Below are 21,736 nucleotides of genomic sequence, written 5' to 3'. Positions count from 1 at the left end.
TCTTGGGCATGGGGAGCAAGGGGAGCGGTGCGGACAGGCGGGTGGGGCGGCGGGCCGTCCTGCTCGGCGGCGGGGTCGCCGTGCTGGGCACGGCCGCGCTGGCCAGGGACGAGCTGGCGCGCGCGTGGTGGCGGCTGCCGGGGATGGAGGGGAAGCGCGTCGAGGGCGAGCTCGACCACAAGCGCGCCGAGTGGACGTCGGCGGCGGAGGCGAACTGGCGGCGGGCCGACCGGCCGGACGACTACGGGATAGACCGGGTCGTGATCCATGTCGTGCAGGGCAGTTACGCGACCGCGCTGAAGGTCTTCAAGAACCCGTGGCACGGGGCCGCCACGCACTACGTCGTCCGCAAGGACGGCCATGTGGCGCAGATGATCCGGGAGCTCGACGTCGCGTTCCACGCGGGGAACCGCGACATGAACGAGCGGAGCATCGGCATCGAGCACGAGGGGTTCGTCGACCGGCCGCAGGACTTCACGGCGGCGATGTACGCGGGGTCGGCGCGGCTGACGGCCGACATCTGCGCCCGGCACGGGATACCCGTGGACCGGGAGCACATCATCGGGCACGTGGAGGTCGAGGGCACCGACCACACCGACCCCGGGCCGCACTGGGACTGGGACCGCTACCTGCGGCTCGTGCGCGAGGCGTCGAAGAAGCCCGTGTGAACCGGACGTGCCGGGCGTCCCCCGGCCGAGGCCCGCGCCTCAGCTAAGGCCCGCGGTCCTCGCCCGTTCCACGGCCGGGCCGATCGCCTCGGCGACGGCCGTCACGTCCTCCTCGGTGGAGGTGTGGCCCAGGGAGAAGCGCAGGGTGCCCCGGGCCAGGTCCGGGTCGGTGCCCGTGGCCAGCAGGACGTGGCTGGGCTGGGCGATGCCGGCGGTGCAGGCGGAGCCGGTGGAGCAGGCGATGCCGGCGGCGTCGAGCAGCAGGAGCAGGGAGTCGCCCTCGCAGCCCGGGAAGGTGAAGTGGGCGTTGGCGGGGAGCCGCTCGACGGGGTCGCCGCCGAGGATCGCGTCGGGGACGGTCGTCCGGACGGCGGTGACGAGTGCGTCGCGCAGGGCGCCGACCTCGCGGGCGAACTCCTCGCGGCGCTCGGTGGCGAGCCGGGCGGCGACGGCGAAGGCGGCGACGGCGGGCACGTCGAGGGTGCCGGAGCGCACGTGCCGCTCCTGGCCGCCGCCGTGCAGGACGGGGACGGGGGCGTACTCGCGGCCGAGGAGCAGGGCGCCGATCCCGTACGGGCCGCCGATCTTGTGGCCGGAGACGGTCATCGCGGCGAGGCCGGAGGCGGCGAAGTCGACCGGGACCTGACCGACGGCCTGGACGGCGTCGGCGTGCAGGGGGACGCCGAACTCGGCGGCGACGTCGGCGAGTCCGCGGACCGGCATGACGGTGCCGATCTCGTTGTTCGCCCACATGACGGTGGCGAGGGCGACGGACCCGGGGTCGCGGGCGATCGCCTCGCGCAGGGCCTCGGGGTGGACCCGGCCGTAGCGGTCGACGGGCAGGTACTCGACGTCGGCGCCCTCGTGGGTGGCGAGCCAGTCGACGGCGTCGAGGACGGCGTGGTGCTCGACCGGGCTGGCGAGGACGCGGGTACGGCGCGGGTCGGCGTCGCGGCGGGCCCAGTAGAGGCCCTTCACGGCGAGGTTGTCGGCCTCGGTGCCGCCGGAGGTGAGGACGACCTCGCTGGGCCGCGCGCCGAGCGCGGCGGCGAGCATCTCGCGCCCTTCCTCTACGGTCCGCCGGGCGCGCCGGCCGGCGGCGTGCAGGGAGGAGGCGTTGCCCGTGACGGCGAGGTGGGCGGTCATCGCCTCGATCGCCTCGGGCAGCATGGGCGTGGTCGCGGCGTGGTCGAGGTAAGCCATGGTGGGTCGATTCTACGAGTCCACCACGGCGGCCTCGGCGTCCGGCCTGTTTACGCTCCTGCTCACACCGTCACGCGGGTCGCCCGGGGGTTCAGGCGCGCGGGGCGCGGGCCAGTTGGCGGGACTGGGCGACCAGGCGGTCGGCGCTGTCCCAGACCTCGGCGTCCTCCTCCAGGAAGCCGCCGGCGAGGTTACGGGTCGTGATGGAGACCCGCAGGGGGCCGGGGGCCGGGCGGCAGCGGACGTGGGTGGTGAGCTCCACGGTCGGGGTCCAGCCCTTGAGGCCGAGCTCGAAGGAGGTCGGCGGCAGCGCGTCGACCGTGAGCAGCAGGGAGAGCGCGTCCGGCTCGCGGCCGTCGGCGAGTCCGAACCAGGCCCGCATCTCGCCCTTGCCCGACGGGGCGCCGACGGCCCAGCCCACGCACGCCGGGTCGAGGCGGAGGTCCAGGCGGTCGGCGATGGCGGAGGAGCCGGGGATCCTCGGGGCCGGGTTGTCGGCGGCGCTGAAGCAGTTCTCGATCGGGGCGAACGCGGGCGGCGTCGCGGTGGTGCGGACGTCGTCGGCGAGGGCGTCGAGGTCGCCGTACGAGGCGAGGACGCGGATGCGTTCGACCTCGGTGCCGTCCTCGGCGTACTGGAAGAGCGAGGCCTGCCCGGTGGAGAGGGTCCGGCCGGTACGGACGGTCTCGGTCCGGATCACCGCGGGACCGGGCACGGACGGCGTGAGGTAGTGCGCCGAGATCGTGAACGGGTCGGGGTGCGGGAGGTGGTCGCCGAGGGCGCGGCCGAGCAGGGCGAGGAGGTAGCCGCCGTTGACGGCCTGGATGATCGTCCAGCCGGCGGAGAGGTCGGCGTCGTAGACGCCGGGGGCCCGGAGGGTGACGGCGGTGTCGCGGTCGAACTCGCTCGCGGTCTCGACGGCGGTCGTCGCGGCGGTCGTCTCGGTGCTCGTGCTCATGGTTCCGACGGTACACCGGCTCATTACTGAGCGGTAGCTTTTTGTGGTTCCTCGCGGGCGGAGGAGCGGCGGTTCCAGGCGCGGGGCGCGCGCCAGTGGTAGTGCATCGCGAGGAGCCGGAGGACGAAGGCCGTGAGGACGGCGGCGCCGCTGGTGAAGGCGTTCAGCATGTCGAAGCGGATGCAGAGGACGACCATCGTCGCTCCGACGATCGCGGGGACGGCGTACAGGTCCCGGTCCCAGCGCAGCAGCGACGGCACCTCGTTGGCGAGCACGTCCCGCAGGACACCGCCGCCGACGGCGGTCGCGAGCCCGAGCGCGGCGGAGGAGGTGAGGCCGAGGCCGTAGTCGTACGCCTTCGTCGTGCCGGTCACGCAGAACAGCCCGAGGCCGGCGGCGTCGAAGACGTTGACGGCGGTCTGGGTCCGCTCGACCTCCGGGTGGAGGAAGAAGACGAGGACGGTCGCGACCAGCGGCATGACGAAGTAGCCGAGATCGGTGAAGGCGGCCGGGGGTACGGCGCCGATGATCAGGTCGCGGAGGAGACCGCCGCCGAGGGCGGTGACCTCGGCGAGGACGGCGATGCCGAAGACGTCGAAGTTCTTGCGGACGGCGAGGAGGGCGCCGGAGATGGCGAAGACGAAGATGCCGACGAGGTCCAGGGCGTGCTGGACGTCGGGGCTGAACAGATCGTGGAGCACCGCCCCATTGTCCCGGTAGTTCCCGTGGGGGCGGCGACTCCCCCACCCCGCCCCTCCCCGAAACCCTGACGGGACCGGGGGCTCCCGCCCCCGCCCCCCGCGCGCGCGTCCGCCGCGCGACGCGGACGACCTGACCGCCCGCCCCGCGGGCGGCACGCCGGAGGCCCCTGCCGCTTCTGCGGCAGGGGCCTCTCGGTGTCACGCCTTCGGAGCGTCGCCCTCGGGCGACGACTGCGGCGCCTCGGCCCCAGGCGCGGCCTTCGCCACTGCCTCGGACTCCGCCGCCGGCTCCGTCGCCTTCTCCTCGGACTTCGTGATCTCGACCGACTCCCGGGCCCCCGGGATCGTCAGGGACTCCGCGTTCTCCGGGTGGTGGCAGGCCACGCGCTGGCCCGGGCGGAGTTCCAGGAGCGGGGGCTCCTGGGTCTTGCAGAGGTCCGTCGCCTTCCAGCAGCGGGTGTGGAAGCGGCAGCCCGGCGGCGGGGCGATCGGGGACGGGACGTCGCCGGTGAGCAGGATGCGGTCGCTCTTGACGCCACGCCGGCGCGGGTCCGGGATCGGGACCGCGGACATCAGGGCCCGGGTGTACGGGTGCATCGGGTTCTCGTACAGGGACTTGCGGTCCGCGAGCTCGACGATCTTGCCGAGGTACATCACCGCGATGCGGTCCGAGACGTGCCGGATGACCGAGAGGTCGTGCGCGATGATCACGTACGTGAGGCCGAGCTCCTGCTGGAGGTCGTCCAGCAGGTTGACCACCTGGGCCTGGATGGAGACGTCCAGGGCCGACACCGGCTCGTCCGCCACCACCAGCTTCGGCTTCAGGGCCAGGGCCCGGGCGATGCCGATGCGCTGGCGCTGGCCGCCCGAGAACTCGTGCGGGTAGCGGTTGTAGTGCTCGGGGTTGAGGCCCACGAGACCCAGGAGGCGCTGGACCTCCTTCCGCACGCCGCCCTCGGGCTCGACGCCCTGGAGCTTGAAGGGCGCGGAGACGATCGTGCCGACCGTGTGGCGCGGGTTCAGCGAGCCGTACGGGTCCTGGAAGATCATCTGGATGTCCCGGCGGAAGGGGCGCATCCCGCCGACTCCCAGGTGGGAGATGTCCTTGCCCTGGAACTCGACCGTGCCGTCGGTCGGTTCGAGCAGCCGGGTGATGAGCCGGCCCATCGTGGACTTGCCGCAGCCGGACTCGCCGACGACGCCGAGGGTCTCACCGGGCAGGACCTCGAAGTCGATCCCGTCGACCGCCTTGACCGCACCGGTCTGGCGCTGGAGCAGCCCCTTCTTGATGGGGAAGTGCTTCTTCAGGCCGGTGACCTTGAGGAGGGGTTCCATGGTCTCGCTCACAGTTTCGGCGCAATCTCTTCGGTCCAGATCCGGGTGCGCTCCTCCTGCGGCATGTGGCAGGCCGAGAAGTGGCGGTCGCCGGCCGGCGCCAGCTCGGGCCGCTGGGTGCGCGTGATGCCGCCCTTGGGGACGTCCGCGTACGGGCAGCGGGGGTTGAAGGCACAGCCGCTCGGGATGTTGATGAGGCTGGGCGGGTTGCCCTTGACCGGGATGAGCCGCTCGGTCTGCTCGCGGTCGATCCTCGGCATCGAGCCGAGCAGACCCCAGGTGTAGGGGTGCTGCGGCTCGTAGAAGACGGATTCGGCCGGTCCGCGCTCGACACAGCGCCCGCCGTACATCACGAGGATGTCGTCGGCGAGCTCGGCGACGACGCCGAGGTCGTGGGTGATGATGACGACCGCCGAGCCGAACTCCTTCTGGAGGTCCCGCATCAGGTCGAGGATCTGCGCCTGCACGGTCACGTCGAGCGCGGTGGTCGGCTCGTCCGCGATGAGCAGTTCGGGGTTGTTGACGAGCGCCATGGCGATCATCGCGCGCTGCCGCATGCCGCCGGAGAACTCGTGCGGGTAGTTCTCGAACCGCTTGGCGGGCTCGGGGATGCCGACCCGGTCGAGGAGTTCGACGGCCCGCCGGCGCGCCGTCTTCTTGTCCACGTTGTTGTGGACGCGGTACGCCTCCACGATCTGGTGACCGATCGTGTAGTACGGGTGCATCGCGGACAGCGGATCCTGGAAGATCATCGCCATCTCGCGGCCGCGCATCCTGCGGACCTCGTCGGGGTCCGCGGAGAGCAGCTCACGGCCGTTGAGCCAGATCTCGCCGGAGATCCTCGCCTTCTGGCGGCCGTACTGGCCGACCGTGTGCAGGCCCATGATGCCGAGCGACGTGACCGACTTGCCGGAGCCGGACTCGCCCACGATGCCGAGGGTCTTGCCCTTCTCCAGCTGGAAGCTGAGGCCGTCGACCGACTTGACCAGACCGTCGTCGGTCGGGAAGTGGATCTTCAGGTCGCGTACGTCGAGGAAGGCGTCCGACGGGGCGTCCTTCGAGCGTGCGACGGGCTCTCCGAGCGCCGCGCCCGTCTTCGTCAGCTTGTCCGTCATGCGAGCCTCACTCGGGGGTCGATCACCGCGTACAGAAGGTCCACGACGAGGTTGGCGATGACCACGCAGGCGGCGGTGATGAGGGTGACGGCCAGGATCAGCGGCAGGTCACGCTCGCTCACGCCCTTGATGGCCAGGCCGCCGAGGCCGTGGAGGCTGAACGCGGTCTCCGTCAGGATCGCGCCGCCGACGAGGGCGCCGAGGTCCATGCCGAAGATGGTCAGGATGGGGGTCATGGTGGAGCGCATCGCGTGCTTGCCGAGCACGACAGGCTCCGGCAGACCCTTGGCCCGGGCGGTACGGATGTAGTCCTCGCCGAGGACCTCCAGCATGGTGGCGCGGGTGAGCCGCGCGTACATCGCCGCGTACAGGAAGGCGAGGGTGACCCAGGGCAGGAGCAGGCCGCCGAACCAGCCGGTGAAGGACTCGGTGATCGGCGTGTACGAGGCGTCGACCCACTGGAGCTGGGTGCGGAAGACGAGCATCGCCAGCATGGCGGTGAAGAAGATGGGGAGCGAGACGCCCGCGAGCGCGGTGATCATCGCCGCGCGGTCGATGATCGTGCCGCGCTTGAGCGCGGAGATCACACCCGTGGACACACCCAGGACCAGCCACAGCACGGCGGCGCCGAGGACCATGGAGAGGGTCACGGGGAAGGCGTCGACGATCATCGTCCACACCTCCTGCTCGGTGCGGAACGAGTAGCCGAAACAGGGCATCGCGCAGTGGATGGTTTCGCCACCGCCCGTGTAGTCCCGGCCGACGAAGATGCCGGAGACGAAGTGCCAGAACTGAACCAGGATCGGCTCGTCCAGGCCCAGCTTCTGACGGATGCCCTCAATGGAAGCCGGATCCGCCTGCTTGCCGACGAACATCGCGGCAGGGTCGCTGCCGGTCATCTTGGGGATGAGGAAGAAGATGCTGAGCGTCACGAGTGTGACGACGAGCAGCATCGCGACGACTGCGAAGAGCCGTCGGACTATGTATGCAAGCATGCGGTCGGCCGGTCGGCGGCAGGGGGATCCGATCGGATCCCCCTGCCGCCGCCCTCGGCCATCACCTGCCCTTCGGACCTGGCGGCGGGTGGTGCGCCGGTGTAGCGGGTCGGATTACTTGACGACGCCGAGCGACGCGTAGTCGTAGCGGCCGTTGTAGGCGTCCGCCGTGTAGACGTTGGTCAGCCGGGAGCTGCGCCAGATGATGTTCTTCTCGTGGGTGAAGGGCAGGTAGACCGCGGCCTCCGAGACCTTCGTGTTGATCTGCTTGTAGAGCTCGCCGGCCTTGTCGGGGTCGGTCTCCTTCAGCGCCTGGTCGAACAGGCCGTTGATGGCCTTGTCGTTCAGCTCGGAGAAGTTGTTGTTACCGCTCTGGAGGATGAAGCGGCCGTCGACCAGCGGCTGGAGGAAGCCCTGCCCGGTCGGGAAGTCGGCGCCCCAGCCCATGATGATGATGCCGTAGCCCTTGTCCTTGACGACCTTCGGCGAACCGATGATGCCGGACGTCTGGGCGCCGTCGAACAGGTCGATCTGGGCGTCGATGCCGACGGCCTTCAGCGACTGCTGGAGGGACTCGGCGGTCGCGATCTCGACCTTCTTGTTGTTGCGGACCGCGATCGTGGTCTTGAAGCCGCTCGGCTTGCCGCACTTCTTGAGCGCGTCCTTCGCCTTGGCGAGGTCCGGCGCGCCGGCGAGCTTGCCGTACGGGTCGGCCTTGGCGTCGGCACCCTTGAGCGCCGGCGGCAGCATGTTGGTGGCGATGTCGCCACCGCCCTGCGGGCCGCCACGGGCGGTCTGGAGGGACTTGGAGTCGGCCGCGTAGATGATGGCCTTGCGGCACTCGACGTTGGGGATCACCGTCTGCGGGAAGACCGCGTAGCGGATGAAGCCCGTCTGCGGGTTGTCGACGTTGCCCTTGTGCTGCTGGAGCACCTTCTGGCGCGCGGCGGCGCCGACACCCGTCGCGTTGATGTCGAGGTCGTACTCGCCCTCCACCAGACGGTTGTCCATGTCGTCGGCGTTCGTGGTGAACGTGACGCTGACGGTGTCCGGCAGGGCCTTGCGGACCGTGTCGGTCTTCGCGTCCCACTTGTCGTTGCGGACGAGCTTGATCGACTTGTTCGGCGTGTACGACTGCCACTTGTACGGGCCGGACGAGAAGGGCTTCAGCTGGTACTTGGCCTTGGTGTCCTTGTCCTGGCGGACCGGGGACGCGGCGGGCATGGCCAGCATCTGCAGGAAGTCACCGTTGGCGACCGGCAGCTTGAAGATGATGGTCTTGTCGTCCGGGGTCTCGATCGCCTTCAGGCCGAGCTTGTCCGCGGAGGTGTCCTTGTACGGGCCCTTGTACTCGCCCTTGGGGTCGAGGACCTGCTGGAGGTAGATCGGGCCGCCGGAGATGACGTCCTGGGCCCAGATGCGCTCGATGCCGTACTTGATGTCCTTGGAGGTGATCGGCTTGCCGTCCTCCCAGGTGACCCCGTCCTTCAGCGTGAAGGTGTAGGTCAGGCCGTCGGCCGAGACCTTGCCGGTGTCGGTGGCGAGGTCCGAGACGAGCTCGGTGGAGGCGGCGCCCGGCTCGGCCTTGAAGGTGACCAGCTGGCGGGTGTAGTAGCGGGCGAAGTCCCACACGAAGCCGTAGTAGCCGCGCTGCGGGTCCCACGAGTCGGCCTCCTGCGAGCCGATGAACTTCAGCTCGCCGCCCTTCTTGTCCGAGGGGTTGGCGACCTTGTTCACGGCGGCGTTGAAGCCGGCCGTGCTCGTCTTGCCGTCCTTGCCTTCGGTCTTGCCACCGCCACCGCCGCACGCGGTGGTGACGACCATCGTGGCCGCTGCCAGCAGCGCGCCCGCGGCGATTCTGCGCCTCTGAGAGCTCATCAGTGTCATGGGTCTCGCAACCTCCGGAGTAGTGACGGCCGTCATGTCGGTCCGCCGTTGGGGGATGAGCCTCCTGTCGCCAGCGGCAGGGGCGGGGCTTGTGTCGTCTTGGGTCCGTCGACGAGCGGTCAGCGGGAGCCCTTCGGGTCGAGCGCGTCACGCACGCCGTCGCCGAAGAGGTTGAACGCCAGGACGGTGATGAAGATCGCGAGGCCGGGGATCACCATGAACACGGGGTCCGCCTCGTACGTGGTGATGGCCGTCGACAGCATCTGGCCCCAGGAAGCGGTGGGAGGCTTCACACCCGCGCCGAGGAAGCTGAGCGCCGCTTCGGTGAGGATGTTGGTGGGGATCATGAGGGTCGCGTAGACCATGATCGGGGCGATCAGGTTGGGCAGCAGCTCGCGGCGCAGGATGTAGAGACGGCCGGCGCCGAGGCTCTGGGCGGCCTCGACGTACTCGCGGTTGCGCAGCGAGAGGGTCTGGCCGCGGACGATGCGGCCCACGTACGGCCAGCCGAAGAAGCCGATCACGACCACCAGGGCGGCGATGCGCACGCCGGAGCCGTCGAGGCCGAGGAGCTGGTTGGGCAGCACCGAGACCAGGGCGATCGTGAAGAGGAGCTGCGGGAAGGCGAGCATGACGTCCATGACCCGGCTGAGGGCCGCGTCGATCCAGCCGCCGAAGTAGCCCGCGACGATGCCGAGCACGGTGCCGAGGACGACCGCGAAGACCGCGGCGAGGAAGGCGACGAGCAGCGAGATCCGGGCGCCGTAGACGATCCGGCTGAAGACGTCGCGGCCGTTGACCGGCTCGACGCCCAGGAGGAAGTCGGAGCTGATGCCGCCCCAGGACCCGATCGGCGTGCCGAAGAGCGGGTCGATCTGGTCCTCGTGGAACTCGTCCGGCGGGTGGCCGAGGAGGCCGACGATGACCGGGGCGAAGATCGCGACCAGGACGAGGAAGACGACGACGAAGGCGCCCGCGAGGGCGAGCTTGTCGCGCTTCAGGCGCGTCCAGGCGATCTGCCAGGGCGAGCGGCCCTGGATCGCCTTGACGGAGGCGTCGGAGGTGCCGGAGTTGTCCGGAGCGCCGGGAGCGTCGGGCGTGCCGACGACGGTGGCGGTCGACTCGCCCGCACTCGTCTCGTGCAGTGGTGCCGTCATCGTGGTGAGGACCCCTCTCGGCCGCCGGTAGCCGGCCCTTGCCCTGCCGCGGGTAGCGGCTCGGTGGAACAACCTGCGGGGCTTCGATTCGAAGGGAGCCGAACGCCCGGTGTTCCGGGGAGTCTTCAATGCGCTTGTGATCACCCGCCAGCCCTGACGAGGAATGTTTGCTCAAACGTGATGCGGTGCTGCGACTTCCGTTATCCGGACGTCGCGATCACCTGAGCGGACCATCTCGGGTCCTCTTCACCGCAATCGGACATGTCGCACAACTAGGCGTTCGAGGTGCGGTATTGGGGCGAACAACGGCCTCCGGAGAAGACTCCGGAGGCCGGTGGGGCGCAGGGGGAAAAGAGTGGCGTCTCAGTATCCGGACGGAGTCGGCGGCGGGTAGCCGTATCCCGGCACGGCGGCGGATCCGCGTCCGGCGTGCGCCTCGCGGTCGTAGAAGGGCCGCGCGTTGGCACTCAGCCAGAGGGCCACCGGGTCGTACGCGTCGGAGAGCGCGACCGTCGAGACGGGCAGCCCGTCCGGCACGGCGGAGATCGACTGGCGCATCATCGCGCGGACGGAGTCGACGGCGGCCGCGGAGGTGTCGTACAGGTCGAGTCCGACGGCGAGGTACGGGGAGCCGAGCGCGGGCTGCACCCAGCCGCGGCGCAGCGACCGAACGGCCGGCGTGCGGTGCGCGTTCTGCGTGAGCAGGGCGTAGAACTGCGGGATCTCCAGTGCGGGTTCGCTGACGCGCAGCGGCCCGGCGGGCATCCGGTCGAGGCCGGTGGCGATGCGGCGCAGGTCGGCCCACGGGATGCCGACGCCGCCGCCGGGAGCGTGCGGATTCAGCCAGATGCCCCAACGGTCGGGGTAGAGGGCGCGGGCCATCTCGCGGCCGGTGACGAGCTCGTGGGCGCGGTTCCAGCCGGAGGCGGCGAGCTCCTGCGCGGAGGTCACACAGGGCGCGTAGCCGAAGCCGTCGACCTCCATGTTCCCGTACTGGGCCTCGGACGAGCCGGGCGAGCCCTGCCAGAGCAGCATCCAGACCTCGCCGTCGGCCAGGGCGTGCAGCAGCCGCTCGTACGCGTCGTAGCGTCCGGGTGCCACCTGGCGCAGCATGTGCTCGACCTGACCGGTCGCAGCGGTGCCTGACGCGCTCACCCTGGGTCCCGCCCCTCTTCCGTTCACCACGTCCGCCCGGACGTCGTCCGTCCGGCTACCGATTCAGTTCAGCTTAAACAGGGTGCCGCTCACCCGGCGGCGCGCTGGTAGAAGGGGCGTACCCGCTCCAGCATCCAGTCGCCGACCGGGTCCTGCGCCATGTCGAGCAGGATGAGGTTGACCGGCCAGGCGACCTCGACGCGGCCGAGGGCGCGGCCGAGGGCGTCCAGGGGAGCGTTGCGGTCGACGCCGTCCCAGGCGGCGAGCTGGACGCCGATGAAGAGGGCGGGTTCGGTGCCCTCGACGCTCGCGAGGGCGCGGCGGGCGGTGGCGACGACGCCCGCGGCCTCGAATTCGGCGGAGGCGGCGGCGAGGAAGTCGACGGGGTCGTCCTGCCAGTCGGGCTCGAAGAGCCGGACGCGGCCGCCGGTGGCCGGGCCGTCGAGCGGGGTGCGGCCGGCGCGGCAGAGTTCCGCCACGGCGGGCGGGGGCAGCGGGACGCCGACGGTGCCACCGGGATTCACGGCGATGCCCAGCTGCGGGGGCAGGCCGCGGGCGAAGTCGCGGGCGGGGGCGACGGTGTAGGACATGTGCGTGCCGACACAGGCGAGGAACTGCTGCTCGGAGCTGAAGACGGGGACGAAGGCCGCGCCGTCGATCTCCATGGTGGCGAGGTCCAGGTCGGGGCTGTCGGGGCCGCCGCCGTTGGGCAGGGGGACCCAGACCGGGCTGCGGCCCAGCACCTCGACGAGTCGGCCCCCTGCGGCGGGGTTGCCGAGCGAGGCGGCCAGCACCTCTTCGAGCTCATTGCCCGGCCACGTCACGTCCACGGTCCCTCTTCCCCTGTCTCGCGCGGGCGCACCCTCCCGCGCCGCCCCGCAGCACCCTAACGCCGCCCTGGCGCCGCCGTGGCCAAAAGCAGTGGGTACGAGCAAGAGAGGGGCCCTCGGGCCGCGCCAGGGTCGACCCTCAGGCCGTGTCGCGGAAGCCGATCCTCCGCAGGGCGTCCGCGGCGTCCCGGTCGAGGAGCGTCGCCGAGGCGCAGCCGTGCGGCAGGGCCCCGGACTCGGCGGCCCGCAGGAGCCGGCCGACGGCCCGCCGGTGCCGGGCGAAGGCGTACGCGGAGACACCGCGGCCCCGGGCGCGCTGGCCGTCGCGCGCGGTGTCCGGGTCGACGTCGAGCAGGACCAGGTGCAGGGCGCCGCCGCGGCGGCGCGCCTCGCGGGCGAGCCAGCCCCGCACCCAGGACTGGGTGCCGCAGTCGTGCACGACGACGCTCGCGCCGGAGCGCAGGGCGTGGCGCAGTCCGGCGTAGTGCGCGACCCGTACCAGGGGGCGGTAGACCGCGTAGGGCAGGAAGCGCGGCATGCGGGCCTCCCAGCGCTCGCGGACGTCCTGGGAGTCGATGCCCCGGCCGTCGGCGGCGCGCCGCATGAGGGTGGACTTGCCGCTGCCGGGCAGCCCGGAGACGACGACGAGGTCGCCGGCGGCGAAGGTGAGGGCACGGGGCCCCCGGCCGCCGCGCTCGCGCAGGTCCCGCAGGAGCCGGCCGCGGCGGCCGGTCCTGGCCCTGGCCCGGGCACGCTGGGTCGGAAGGCCGGTACTGGTTCCGTATGCGCCGGTGTGCTGGATCCCCATCGTTGCTCCCCCTGCCGGGCCTCAGGAGACCCTTGCCCACAAAGTGTAAAGAAGCGGTAATGAGATACAAGTGATGTGCCGCGCGGAGCACGCGTGCAATGATGTGCGCGCCAGGCGCGCTCAGTCGCCATACAACCTCATACCGGCCGCTCGAATCCGCGCGGGAGAGTTCCGGAACGCTCACGCGTCCGGACGCCGAAGGAGCAAGACCCTCCCTTGAATCTCTCAGGCCCCGTACCGCGTGGATGAGGCAGATCTGAAAAGCGGGACACCCTGCCGTGTCCCCACCCAAGGTGCAAGCCGACCTCTCGGTGACGAGATGCTCTCGGTGAACCTCTCAGGTTCCATGACAGATGGGGAGGACGTCCTCGCCCGTCATGTGTTTCGTCACCGAACCGCCCTTGGGATCCGGGAGCCACCCCATGAGCACTGCCCCCCGTCTTACCGCCCTCGATGCGCTGCATCGTTCGCTGGGCGCGACCATGACCGACTTCGCGGGCTGGGACATGCCGCTGCGCTACGCCAGCGAGCGGGACGAGCACATCGCCGTCCGGACCAAGGCGGGCCTCTTCGACCTCTCCCACATGGGTGAGATCACCGTCACCGGGCCGCAGGCCGTCGAGCTCCTCGACCACGCCCTCGTCGGCAACATCTCCACGGTGGGCGTGGGCCGCGCCCGCTACACGATGATCTGCCAGGAGGACGGCGGCATCCTCGACGACCTGATCGTCTACCGCCTCGGCGAGACCGAGTACATGGTCGTCGCGAACGCCTCGAACGCGCAGATCGTCCTGGACGCGCTGACCGAGCGCGCGGCCGGCTTCGACGCCGAGGTCCGCGACGACCGTGACGCGTACGCCCTGATCGCGGTCCAGGGCCCGGAGTCCCCCGGCATCCTGAAGTCGCTCACCGACGCCGACCTGGACGGGCTGAAGTACTACGCCGGCCTGCCCGGCACGGTCGCGGGCGTGCCCGCGCTGATCGCCCGTACCGGCTACACCGGCGAGGACGGCTTCGAGCTGTTCCTGAAGCCCGAGCACGCCGAGGGCGTGTGGAAGGCGCTGACCGAGGCGGGTACCCCGGTCGGCCTCATCCCCTGCGGCCTGTCCTGCCGTGACACGCTCCGCCTGGAGGCGGGCATGCCGCTGTACGGCCACGAGCTGACGACCGCCCTCACCCCCTTCGACGCCGGTCTCGGCCGGGTCGTCAAGTTCGAGAAGACGACCAACGACGGCCGCTTCGTCGGCCGCGAGGCGCTCGAGAAGGCCGCCGAGCGCGCCGAGACCGCCCCGCCGCGCAAGCTCGTCGGCCTGATCGCCGAGGGCCGCCGGGTCCCGCGCGCCGGGTTCTCCGTCGTCAAGGACGGCGTGGTGATCGGCGAGGTGACCTCGGGCGCCCCGTCCCCGACCCTCGGGCAGCCGATCGCGATCGCCTACGTGGACGCGGCGCACGCCACGCCCGGCACCGAGGGTGTAGGTGTGGACATCCGCGGTACCCACGAGCCGTACGAGGTCGTGGCGCTGCCGTTCTACAAGCGCCAGAAGTAGCGCGGCAAGCGCCTTAAGTGACGCAGTCGTCTCATCCCGGGTCTCATCCCGCGAGACCCACGTTCATCAGTACTCCCCCGATCCAGGAGAATCAGGTCATGAGCAACCCCCAGCAGCTGCGCTACACCAAGGAGCACGAGTGGCTGTCGGACGCCGTGGACGGCGTCGCGACGATCGGCATCACGGAGTTCGCGGCCAACGCGCTCGGTGACGTCGTCTACGCCCAGCTCCCCGAGGTCGGCTCGACCGTCACCGCGGGCGAGACCTGCGGCGAGCTGGAGTCGACGAAGTCCGTGAGCGACCTGTACTCCCCCGTCACGGGTGAGGTCGTCGAGGCCAACCAGAACGTGGTGGACGACCCGTCGCTGGTGAACACGGCTCCGTTCGAGGGTGGCTGGCTGTTCAAGGTACGTGTCGCGGGCGAGCCGGACGAGCTGCTCTCCGCCGACGAGTACACCGCGTTCTCCGCCGGCTGAGACCGGGCCCGAGACCCCTAGGGATCGATTCATGTCGCTTCTGAACACTCCCCTCCACGAGCTGGACCCCGACGTCGCCGCCGCCGTCGACGCCGAGCTCCTTCGTCAGCAGTCCACCCTCGAGATGATCGCCTCGGAGAACTTCGCTCCGGTCGCGGTCATGGAGGCCCAGGGCTCCGTCCTCACCAACAAGTACGCCGAGGGCTACCCGGGCCGCCGCTACTACGGCGGCTGCGAGCACGTCGACGTGGCCGAGCAGATCGCGATCGACCGGGTCAAGGACCTGTTCGGCGCCGAGTACGCCAACGTCCAGCCGCACTCCGGCGCCTCCGCGAACCAGGCCGCCCTCTTCGCGATCGCCCAGCCGGGCGACACGATCCTGGGTCTGGACCTGGCGCACGGCGGCCACCTCACCCACGGCATGCGCCTGAACTTCTCCGGCAAGCAGTTCAACGTGGTCGCGTACCACGTGGACGAGGCCGGTCTGGTCGACATGGCCGAGGTCGAGCGCCTCGCCAAGGAGCACCGCCCGAAGGTCATCATCGCGGGCTGGTCCGCCTACCCGCGTCAGCTGGACTTCGCGGAGTTCCGCCGGATCGCCGACGAGGTCGAGGCGTTCCTGTGGGTCGACATGGCCCACTTCGCGGGCCTGGTCGCGGCCGGTCTGCACCCGAACCCGGTCCCGTACGCGGACGTGGTGACCTCCACCACGCACAAGACGCTCGGCGGCCCCCGCGGCGGCATCATCCTCGCGAAGAAGGCGTTCGCGAAGAAGCTGAACTCGTCGGTCTTCCCCGGTTTCCAGGGCGGCCCGCTGGAGCACGTGATCGCGGCCAAGGCCGTCTCCTTCAAGGTCGCGGCCTCGGAGGACTTCAAGGAGCGCCAGCAGCGCACCCTGGACGGCGCCCGCATCCTCGCCGAGCGCCTGGTCCAGGACGACGTCACCGCGCACGGTGTCTCGGTCCTGTCCGGCGGCACGGACGTGCACCTGGTCCTGGTCGACCTGCGGAACTCCGAGCTCGACGGCCAGCAGGCCGAGGACCGTCTCCACGAGGTCGGCATCACGGTCAACCGGAACGCCGTTCCGAACGACCCGCGGCCGCCGATGGTCACCTCGGGTCTGCGCATCGGCACGCCGGCGCTCGCGACCCGCGGCTTCGGCACCGAGGACTTCACCGAGGTCGCCGACATCATCGCGGAGACCCTGAAGCCGGGCTTCGACGACGAGAAGGCCGCGGCCCTCAAGGCCCGGGTGACCGCGCTGGCCGACAAGCACCCGCTGTACCCCGGCCTGAAGTAGTTTCGTACGATTTAGTTCCGGTTTCGTTCGTACGGTATCTCCGGGGCACCGCGCACACTGGACAGTGAGCGTGGTGCCCCACGCCATGTCCGACGCATTCACGCTTCTCTGCACCACCCCGGCAGACAACGGCGTCTAGCCCCCACAAGGAGTCCTTCCGTGGCCATCTCGGTCTTCGACCTGTTCTCGATCGGCATCGGCCCGTCGAGCTCCCACACGGTGGGCCCCATGCGCGCGGCCCGGATGTTCGCCCGCCGGCTCAAGAACGAGGGTCTGCTCGCCCACACGGCGGCCATACGGGCGGAGCTGTACGGCTCGCTGGGCGCGACCGGCCACGGCCACGGCACCCCCAAGGCGGTGCTCCTCGGCCTGGAGGGCAGCTCGCCCCGCACGGTGAACGTCGAGACCGCGGACGAGGAGGTCGAGCGGATCAAGTCGAGCGGCCGGATCAACCTCCTCGGCGCGCACGAGATCCCCTTCGACTTCGACGCCGACCTGATCCTGCACCGCCGCAAGGCGCTCCCGTACCACGCCAACGGGATGACGATCTTCGCGTACGACGCCGAGGGCGCGCTCGTCCTGGAGAAGACGTACTACTCGGTCGGCGGCGGCTTCGTCGTCGACGAGGACGCCGTCGCGGGCGAGAACCCGATCGTCCCGGACGACACCGTCCTGAAGTACCCCTTCCGCACCGGTGACGAGCTGCTGCGGCTCGCCAAGGAGACCGGCCTCTCGATCTCCTCGATGATGCTGGAGAACGAGAAGGCCTGGCGCACCGAGGAGGAGATCCGCGCGGGTCTCCTGGAGATCTGGCGGGTCATGCAGGCCTGTGTCTCGCGCGGCATGTCCCGCGAGGGCATCCTGCCCGGCGGCCTGAAGGTGCGCCGCCGCGCCGCGAACACGGCCCGCAAGCTGCGCTCCGAGGGCGACCCGGCGGCGCTCGCGATGGAGTGGATCACCCTCTACGCGATGGCCGTGAACGAGGAGAACGCGGCGGGCGGGCGGGTGGTCACCGCCCCGACGAACGGCGCGGCCGGCATCATCCCGGCGGTCCTGCACTACTACATGAACTTCGTCCCGGGCGCCGATGAGGACGGCATCGTCCGCTTCATGCTGGCGGCCGGCGCGGTCGGCATGCTCTTCAAGGAGAACGCCTCCATCTCCGGCGCCGAGGTCGGCTGCCAGGGCGAGGTCGGCTCGGCCTGCTCGATGGCGGCCGGCGCGCTCGCCGAGGTCCTCGGCGGCACCCCCGAGCAGGTGGAGAACGCGGCCGAGATCGGCATGGAGCACAACCTGGGCCTGACCTGCGACCCGGTCGGCGGCCTCGTGCAGATCCCGTGCATCGAGCGGAACGGCATGGCGGCGGTCAAGGCGGTCACGGCCGCGAAGATGGCGATGCGCGGCGACGGCAGCCACCTGGTCTCCCTCGACAAGGTCATCAAGACCATGAAGGAGACGGGCGCGGACATGAGCGTCAAGTACAAGGAGACCGCGCGCGGTGGTCTCGCGGTGAACATCATCGAGTGCTGAACCGTTTACTCGGACGGTCGGCGCCGGTGCTCCGGAAGGGGCACCTCCGCCGGGGCGCCGCTGTAGTGTCCGCGTCATGACGACGCACCCCCAGGCGGAGACCGCCGACGCGGAATGCCGTGCCCTCACCCGCGGTCTGCGCCGCCGCGGCGCGATCGTCCTCGCCGTGTTCGCCCTCGTCTGGGCCTTCGCCGGAGGTTCCGGGATCGCGTCGGTGGCGGTGTCGGGCATCGTCGGCACCCTCGCCGTCATCGTGACGGCCGGTGCGCTGGTGGCGGCTCGCCGGGGCACCGCCGGACCGGTGACACGGACCGTGACGCTGCCGGAGAAGTGGAACCGGGGGGTCGGCCTGGTCAACGCCGCCGAGCTCGTGGCGATCTTCGCGGTGATCGCCGCGTCGAACGCCTCGGGCCACCCGGAGTTCATCCCGGTCGGGATCTGTCTCGTCGTCGGTCTGCACTTCTTCCCCCTGGCGCGCCTCTTCGACCAGCGTCAGTACACGGGGACGGCGGTCGCCCTGACGGCGGTCGCGCTGGTGGGTCTCGCCGTCCTCGCGGCCGGCGCCTCGGCGGAGACGATCCGCGCGGTGGTGGGCCTGGGCGCGGCGGTCGTGCTGTGGGCCTCGTCCTTCCACGTCGCCCTGCGGGGCTGAGCGGCTGCTCGGACTCAGGGCGCGAGCCAGTGCGGGTCGGGCACGACCGTGAGGAGCGCCGAGACGACGACGATCACCCCCAGCGCGGCCACTTCGATCCGCGCCGGGGCCTCGGCGTCGCCGCCGGACAGCATCCGGCTCCTGGCCGCCAGGGCCAGCAGGCTCACCCCGCCGAACAGCAGCAGCTTGACCAGCAGGATCCGGCCGTAGGCCGTGGTCAGGACGGCGTCCAGCGGCAGCCTGCGCAGGGTGGAGGCCGTGCCGGTGACGGCGAGGGCCGCGTAGACGCAGGCGGCCATTCGGGCGTACCGGACGAGGACCTCGCGGCCGCCGCGCCGCAGCCGCATGGTGCGCAGCACGTACAGGAGCGTGCCGAGCCACAGTGAGGCGCCCGTGAGGTGGACGACGGTGAGCCCGATGCCCACGGCGGGGGTGTACGTCTCGGTGTGGGCCCGCACGGCCTCGCTGACGACCGCGGCGGCGAGCGGGACGGCGGCGAGGCCCGGGCGCCGGGAGGCGGCGCACACGGCGGCCAGGGCGAAGGCGTTGGCGGTGACGAGCAGCAGGCGGCCCTCGCGCAGTCCGTACACGACGGGCAGGCTCAGCCCGCTGACGACGGCGAGGAGCAGCAGGAGTCCGGCGGAGGCGGCCGCGGCGAGCAGGGCCGCGGGCACGGAGAGGGCGCGGGGCCGTGGCCCGTCCCCGGCGAGGCGGCGTCCGGCGAGTTCGCCGACGTGGACGGCGAGGCCCGTGAGGACGAGGAAGCGCAGGAGCGCGGTGGTGCCGGCGGCGGGTATCCGGAGCTCGCCGGTGCCCGTCTGGGCGAGGCCGGCGCCCAGCAGCGCCAGGCCGATGACGGCGAGGGCGGCGACGGCGGCGAGAACCGCCGCCGTCAGACGGCTCGGGGTACCGCAGGGTCCGGGAAGCGTCACCGGACGATCGTCACCGAGCCCCGGACGGGCGGCAACTCAGCGTTGCGCCGCCCGCCCGGGCGGGCGGATCAGGCCTTGCTGTAGTGGGCCCAGAACTCGTCCCAGGACAGGACGCCGTCGCCGTTGCTGTCGCGCTGCTTGATGAGGACCTCGGCGACCGTCTCGGTGACGTTGAAGTCACCGAACTGCGCCATGAGGCTCTTGTACTCCGCAGCGGTGATGAAGCCGTCCCCGTCCGCGTCGAACTTGCTGAATGCCGTGCGTGCCGACTCGATGTCCGCCACTGCTTCCGCCCCTTCTCGGTGCTTGTCTGACGGTGGTCAGATTAGCGGGCCCGCCGCTGCCGGATGATGGCGACCACTGACCACCGTGGTGACGCCTACCGGAAGATGCCCGTGTGGCCGAGGGAGTAGCGGCCGGGCTGGGGGTAGACCGCCAGGCCGTGGGGGCCGCCGCCGACCGGGATGCGGGCGAGCTGCTTGCCGCTCGTGGTGTCGATCGCGTAGACCTCGGAGTCGTAACGGCCCGACAGCCACAGCACCTTGCCGTCGGCGGAGACGCCGCCCATGTCGGGGGAGCCACCGTCCGGGAGCCACCACTTCTTCGTGAGCTTGTTCTTGACGAAGTCGAAGACGGAGACCGAGCCCTCGCCGCGGTTGGGGACGTACATCTCGCGTGAGTCCCGGCTGATGTAGAGGCCGTGGCAGCCCTTGCCGGTGGGCAGCAGGGTCGGGGTGGTGAACTTCTCGCCGTCGAGCACCCACATGCCGTGGGCCATCATGTCGGCGACGTAGAACGTCTTGCCGTCCGGGGAGATCTTCACGTCCTGCGGCATCGCGCCCTCGAAGGGCAGTTTCTGCTGACCGATCACCTCCATCTTCTCGGTGTCGACCTTGAGGAGTTCGCCGGAGAACTCGCAGGAGACGACGAAGTACCGTCCGTCGGCGGAGAAGTCGGCGTGGTTGACGCCGTAGCAGCTCACCGGGACGGTCTTCTTCCGTTCCATGGTGTGCGGGTCGCGGAAGACGAGTTCGCGGTCGAGGGATGCCATGACGACGGCGTACTTGCCGTTGGGCGTGAAGTAGAGGTTGTACGGGTCGTGGACCTCGACCGGCTTGCCCGCGACTCCGGTGGCGGGGTCGATGGGGGTGAGGGTGTGGCCCCGGTTGTTGTTGACCCAGAGGGTCTTCATGTCCCAGGAGGGCACGACGTGCTGGGGCTGGATGCCGACCGGGATCGTCTCGATGACCTGGTAGGTCGCGGGGTCGATGACCGAGACGGTGTTGGAGTTGGTGTTGGGGACGTAGACCCGGGAGGGGAAGTCCTTGACCACCGGGGAGAGCTTGCCGGGCCGGTCGGCGGCGTAGACGTCGTTCGGGTCGAGGAGCGGCGGCATGCCGGGGAGCCCGGCGGGCGCCGCGGCCGGCTTGGGTACGGCGGGGGCGGCGGCCTTCTTGACCGCGGCGGCGCCGTCCTCGGGCCGGTTCGCGCCGCCGCAGCCCGCGAGGGTGACGAGCAGGGCCGCGGCGAGGAGGGCTCCGCTTCGCCCGGTGAGGTGTGCCATCAGGTCAGCAGCTCCGTGGTGGTGACCGCGCGCAGTCCGCGGCGGTCGAGGTCGGTGAGGAGGAGGGGCAGCGCGGCGGCGGTGTCCGGGTAGCCGAAGTGCAGGCTGACGACGGATCCGGGCCGGACGGGGCCGGTGACGTTGCGGACGATCGCGGCGGCGCCGGGTGAGGTGTGGTCGAGGGAGTCGACGTCGTACGAGAGGGTGTGCGGGTATCCGGCGCGGTGGGCGGCGCGCAGGACGGCGGGGGTGGCGTGCGGGGTCCTGGAGGGCCGGAACCAGGTGCCGACGGAGCCGGTGAGGCGGCGCAGGCGGGTGGCGCAGGCCTCGATCTCCGCGTGGGCCTCGGCCTCGGTCATGGCGTTGATGTCGGTGTGGTGCTGGGTGTGGTTGCCGAGGTCGTGTCCGCCGTCGAGGATGCGGCGGGCCATGCCGGGGTGTTCGTCGAGCCAGCTGCCGACGGCGAGGACGGTGACGCGGGCGCCGGCCTTCTCCGCCTGGCCGAGGAGGGTGCGGGCGAGGGCGGGGTCGCCTTGGCCGTGGAAGGTGAGGGCGACCCGGGGCCGGTCGCGCGGGCCGTGGTCGATCTCGGCGGGGAGGCCGGGGAAACGGCGCGGGGCGGGGGCGGCGACCGGGGCCGGGGCGGTTCCGGGCGCGGCCGCGGGGCGGCGGGAGGCGGGTTCGGCGCGGGGCTCCGTACCGCAGGCGGTGGCCAGGGCTCCCGCGAGGGCGGCGGTCGCGCCCGCCCGGAGGGCACCGCGGCGGTCGGTCGGCTTCACGCGACCAGTAAAGAGGGATGTCGACCGAATCGTGATGATTAGGCCGATTCAGGACGTTTGCGAGCCACTCCAGGGCGTCCAATATGCGGACGAGCCGGGGAAACAATCGATGAACTGCATAGCCATTCAATGTTTGCAAGGCGA

General features: G+C 71.0%; 21 protein-coding genes and 1 riboswitch. Of the genes, 6 read left to right on the top strand and 15 right to left on the bottom strand.

Translation table 11 applies throughout. The features are described from left to right. The first annotated feature begins 8 nt into the window (after window positions 1-8). Window positions 9-668: an N-acetylmuramoyl-L-alanine amidase gene (locus ACFWWU_RS04905; RefSeq protein ID WP_384139033.1), complete on the top strand. Its 660-nt coding sequence runs from the start codon at window positions 9-11 to the stop codon at window positions 666-668. A 39-nt stretch (window positions 669-707) separates the two neighbouring features. On the opposite strand, the gene ACFWWU_RS04900 is transcribed toward ACFWWU_RS04905, so the two are convergent. The 11 genes from ACFWWU_RS04900 to ACFWWU_RS04850 all read right to left on the bottom strand — a co-directional run bounded on the left by ACFWWU_RS04900 (window position 708) and on the right by ACFWWU_RS04850 (window position 12,812). Next, window positions 708-1,871, bottom strand: coding sequence for a cysteine desulfurase family protein (locus ACFWWU_RS04900; RefSeq protein WP_384139030.1), 1,164 nt, complete (start codon window positions 1,869-1,871; stop codon window positions 708-710). Window positions 1,872-1,962: 91 nt separating this feature from the next. Further along, complete coding sequence (locus ACFWWU_RS04895) at window positions 1,963-2,829, bottom strand: thioesterase family protein (protein ID WP_384139027.1); 867 nt, start codon at window positions 2,827-2,829, stop codon at window positions 1,963-1,965. A gap of 23 nt (window positions 2,830-2,852) precedes the next feature. Further along, a complete protein-coding gene (locus ACFWWU_RS04890; protein WP_384139024.1) occupies window positions 2,853-3,530 on the bottom strand; it encodes a trimeric intracellular cation channel family protein in 678 nt (225 codons plus the stop codon). Between the two features lie 198 nt (window positions 3,531-3,728). Continuing rightward, the gene (locus ACFWWU_RS04885; RefSeq protein WP_384139573.1) at window positions 3,729-4,865 is read right to left on the bottom strand and encodes an ABC transporter ATP-binding protein; all 1,137 of its coding nucleotides are present in this window, start codon (window positions 4,863-4,865) and stop codon (window positions 3,729-3,731) included. A gap of 8 nt (window positions 4,866-4,873) precedes the next feature. Then, complete coding sequence (locus ACFWWU_RS04880) at window positions 4,874-5,980, bottom strand: ABC transporter ATP-binding protein (protein WP_384139021.1); 1,107 nt, start codon at window positions 5,978-5,980, stop codon at window positions 4,874-4,876. Further along, complete coding sequence (locus tag ACFWWU_RS04875; protein WP_317599346.1) at window positions 5,977-6,975, bottom strand: ABC transporter permease; 999 nt, start codon at window positions 6,973-6,975, stop codon at window positions 5,977-5,979. Before ACFWWU_RS04875 ends, ACFWWU_RS04880 begins: the two co-directional genes overlap by 4 nt. A 114-nt stretch (window positions 6,976-7,089) precedes the next feature. Continuing rightward, a complete protein-coding gene (locus tag ACFWWU_RS04870; RefSeq protein WP_384139016.1) occupies window positions 7,090-8,862 on the bottom strand; it encodes an ABC transporter substrate-binding protein in 1,773 nt (590 codons plus the stop codon). A gap of 119 nt (window positions 8,863-8,981) precedes the next feature. Then, window positions 8,982-10,019, bottom strand: a complete 1,038-nt coding sequence (locus tag ACFWWU_RS04865; protein ID WP_384139013.1) for an ABC transporter permease — start codon at window positions 10,017-10,019, stop codon at window positions 8,982-8,984. 363 nt (window positions 10,020-10,382) lie between these two features. Further along, window positions 10,383-11,174 (bottom strand): enhanced serine sensitivity protein SseB C-terminal domain-containing protein, encoded by a 792-nt coding sequence (locus ACFWWU_RS04860; protein WP_384139010.1) that lies wholly within the window; start codon window positions 11,172-11,174, stop codon window positions 10,383-10,385. 89 nt (window positions 11,175-11,263) lie between these two features. Further along, window positions 11,264-12,004 carry an enhanced serine sensitivity protein SseB gene (locus ACFWWU_RS04855; RefSeq protein WP_384139007.1) on the bottom strand — a complete coding sequence of 247 codons (741 nt, stop codon included), beginning with the start codon at window positions 12,002-12,004 and terminating at the stop codon, window positions 11,264-11,266. Window positions 12,005-12,143: 139 nt separating this feature from the next. Beyond that, the gene (locus ACFWWU_RS04850) at window positions 12,144-12,812 is read right to left on the bottom strand and encodes an AAA family ATPase (protein WP_384139005.1); all 669 of its coding nucleotides are present in this window, start codon (window positions 12,810-12,812) and stop codon (window positions 12,144-12,146) included. A 151-nt stretch (window positions 12,813-12,963) separates the two neighbouring features. Further along, window positions 12,964-13,062: riboswitch (glycine riboswitch) on the top strand. Window positions 13,063-13,234: 172 nt separating this feature from the next. On the opposite strand from ACFWWU_RS04850, the gene gcvT reads away from it, so the two are divergent. From gcvT to ACFWWU_RS04825, 5 genes are all read left to right on the top strand, one after another. Then, a complete protein-coding gene (gcvT, locus tag ACFWWU_RS04845; protein ID WP_384139002.1) occupies window positions 13,235-14,359 on the top strand; it encodes a glycine cleavage system aminomethyltransferase GcvT in 1,125 nt (374 codons plus the stop codon). A 98-nt stretch (window positions 14,360-14,457) separates the two neighbouring features. Next, the gene (gene gcvH / locus ACFWWU_RS04840) at window positions 14,458-14,835 is read left to right on the top strand and encodes a glycine cleavage system protein GcvH (protein WP_384138999.1); all 378 of its coding nucleotides are present in this window, start codon (window positions 14,458-14,460) and stop codon (window positions 14,833-14,835) included. Window positions 14,836-14,866: 31 nt separating this feature from the next. Then, window positions 14,867-16,135, top strand: coding sequence for a serine hydroxymethyltransferase (gene glyA, locus ACFWWU_RS04835; protein ID WP_384138996.1), 1,269 nt, complete (start codon window positions 14,867-14,869; stop codon window positions 16,133-16,135). Window positions 16,136-16,294: 159 nt separating this feature from the next. Continuing rightward, complete coding sequence (locus tag ACFWWU_RS04830) at window positions 16,295-17,665, top strand: L-serine ammonia-lyase (RefSeq protein ID WP_384138993.1); 1,371 nt, start codon at window positions 16,295-16,297, stop codon at window positions 17,663-17,665. Between the two features lie 76 nt (window positions 17,666-17,741). Then, window positions 17,742-18,317 carry a DUF7010 family protein gene (locus ACFWWU_RS04825; RefSeq protein ID WP_384138990.1) on the top strand — a complete coding sequence of 192 codons (576 nt, stop codon included), beginning with the start codon at window positions 17,742-17,744 and terminating at the stop codon, window positions 18,315-18,317. Between the two features lie 14 nt (window positions 18,318-18,331). Here ACFWWU_RS04825 and ACFWWU_RS04820 read toward each other — a convergent pair whose 3' ends face one another. The 4 genes from ACFWWU_RS04820 to ACFWWU_RS04805 all read right to left on the bottom strand — a co-directional run bounded on the left by ACFWWU_RS04820 (window position 18,332) and on the right by ACFWWU_RS04805 (window position 21,592). After that, window positions 18,332-19,249, bottom strand: a complete 918-nt coding sequence (locus tag ACFWWU_RS04820) for a CopD family protein (protein ID WP_384138987.1) — start codon at window positions 19,247-19,249, stop codon at window positions 18,332-18,334. Between the two features lie 68 nt (window positions 19,250-19,317). Further along, window positions 19,318-19,533: an EF-hand domain-containing protein gene (locus tag ACFWWU_RS04815; RefSeq protein ID WP_384138984.1), complete on the bottom strand. Its 216-nt coding sequence runs from the start codon at window positions 19,531-19,533 to the stop codon at window positions 19,318-19,320. 95 nt (window positions 19,534-19,628) lie between these two features. Further along, entirely contained in the window at window positions 19,629-20,813 is a 1,185-nt protein-coding gene (locus tag ACFWWU_RS04810; protein ID WP_384138982.1) for a hypothetical protein, read from the bottom strand. Next, window positions 20,813-21,592, bottom strand: a complete 780-nt coding sequence (locus ACFWWU_RS04805; protein ID WP_384138979.1) for a polysaccharide deacetylase family protein — start codon at window positions 21,590-21,592, stop codon at window positions 20,813-20,815. The genes ACFWWU_RS04810 and ACFWWU_RS04805 overlap by 1 nt, the downstream gene beginning before the upstream one ends. Window positions 21,593-21,736: the final 144 nt, after the last annotated feature.

This window comes from Streptomyces sp. NPDC058650, assembly GCF_042717315.1.
Taxonomy (GTDB): domain Bacteria; phylum Actinomycetota; class Actinomycetes; order Streptomycetales; family Streptomycetaceae; genus Streptomyces.
Note: the sequence above shows the minus strand (reverse complement) of the source record. Positions and strands in the feature narration are given on the sequence as shown.

What these genes read in the sequence shown, in the direction of transcription:
- ACFWWU_RS04895 (WP_384139027.1), bottom strand. Translation starts at nt 2,829, where the DNA reads ATGAGCACGAGCACCGAGACGACCGCCGCGACGACCGCCGTCGAGACC.
- ACFWWU_RS04885 (WP_384139573.1), bottom strand. Translation starts at nt 4,865, where the DNA reads ATGGAACCCCTCCTCAAGGTCACCGGCCTGAAGAAGCACTTCCCCATC.
- ACFWWU_RS04810 (WP_384138982.1), bottom strand. Translation starts at nt 20,813, where the DNA reads ATGGCACACCTCACCGGGCGAAGCGGAGCCCTCCTCGCCGCGGCCCTG.
- ACFWWU_RS04900 (WP_384139030.1), bottom strand. Translation starts at nt 1,871, where the DNA reads ATGGCTTACCTCGACCACGCCGCGACCACGCCCATGCTGCCCGAGGCG.
- ACFWWU_RS04865 (WP_384139013.1), bottom strand. Translation starts at nt 10,019, where the DNA reads ATGACGGCACCACTGCACGAGACGAGTGCGGGCGAGTCGACCGCCACC.
- glyA (WP_384138996.1), top strand. Translation starts at nt 14,867, where the DNA reads ATGTCGCTTCTGAACACTCCCCTCCACGAGCTGGACCCCGACGTCGCC.
- gcvH (WP_384138999.1), top strand. Translation starts at nt 14,458, where the DNA reads ATGAGCAACCCCCAGCAGCTGCGCTACACCAAGGAGCACGAGTGGCTG.
- ACFWWU_RS04870 (WP_384139016.1), bottom strand. Translation starts at nt 8,862, where the DNA reads ATGACACTGATGAGCTCTCAGAGGCGCAGAATCGCCGCGGGCGCGCTG.
- gcvT (WP_384139002.1), top strand. Translation starts at nt 13,235, where the DNA reads ATGAGCACTGCCCCCCGTCTTACCGCCCTCGATGCGCTGCATCGTTCG.
- ACFWWU_RS04825 (WP_384138990.1), top strand. Translation starts at nt 17,742, where the DNA reads ATGACGACGCACCCCCAGGCGGAGACCGCCGACGCGGAATGCCGTGCC.
- ACFWWU_RS04880 (WP_384139021.1), bottom strand. Translation starts at nt 5,980, where the DNA reads ATGACGGACAAGCTGACGAAGACGGGCGCGGCGCTCGGAGAGCCCGTC.
- ACFWWU_RS04875 (WP_317599346.1), bottom strand. Translation starts at nt 6,975, where the DNA reads ATGCTTGCATACATAGTCCGACGGCTCTTCGCAGTCGTCGCGATGCTG.
- ACFWWU_RS04905 (WP_384139033.1), top strand. Translation starts at nt 9, where the DNA reads ATGGGGAGCAAGGGGAGCGGTGCGGACAGGCGGGTGGGGCGGCGGGCC.
- ACFWWU_RS04850 (WP_384139005.1), bottom strand. Translation starts at nt 12,812, where the DNA reads ATGGGGATCCAGCACACCGGCGCATACGGAACCAGTACCGGCCTTCCG.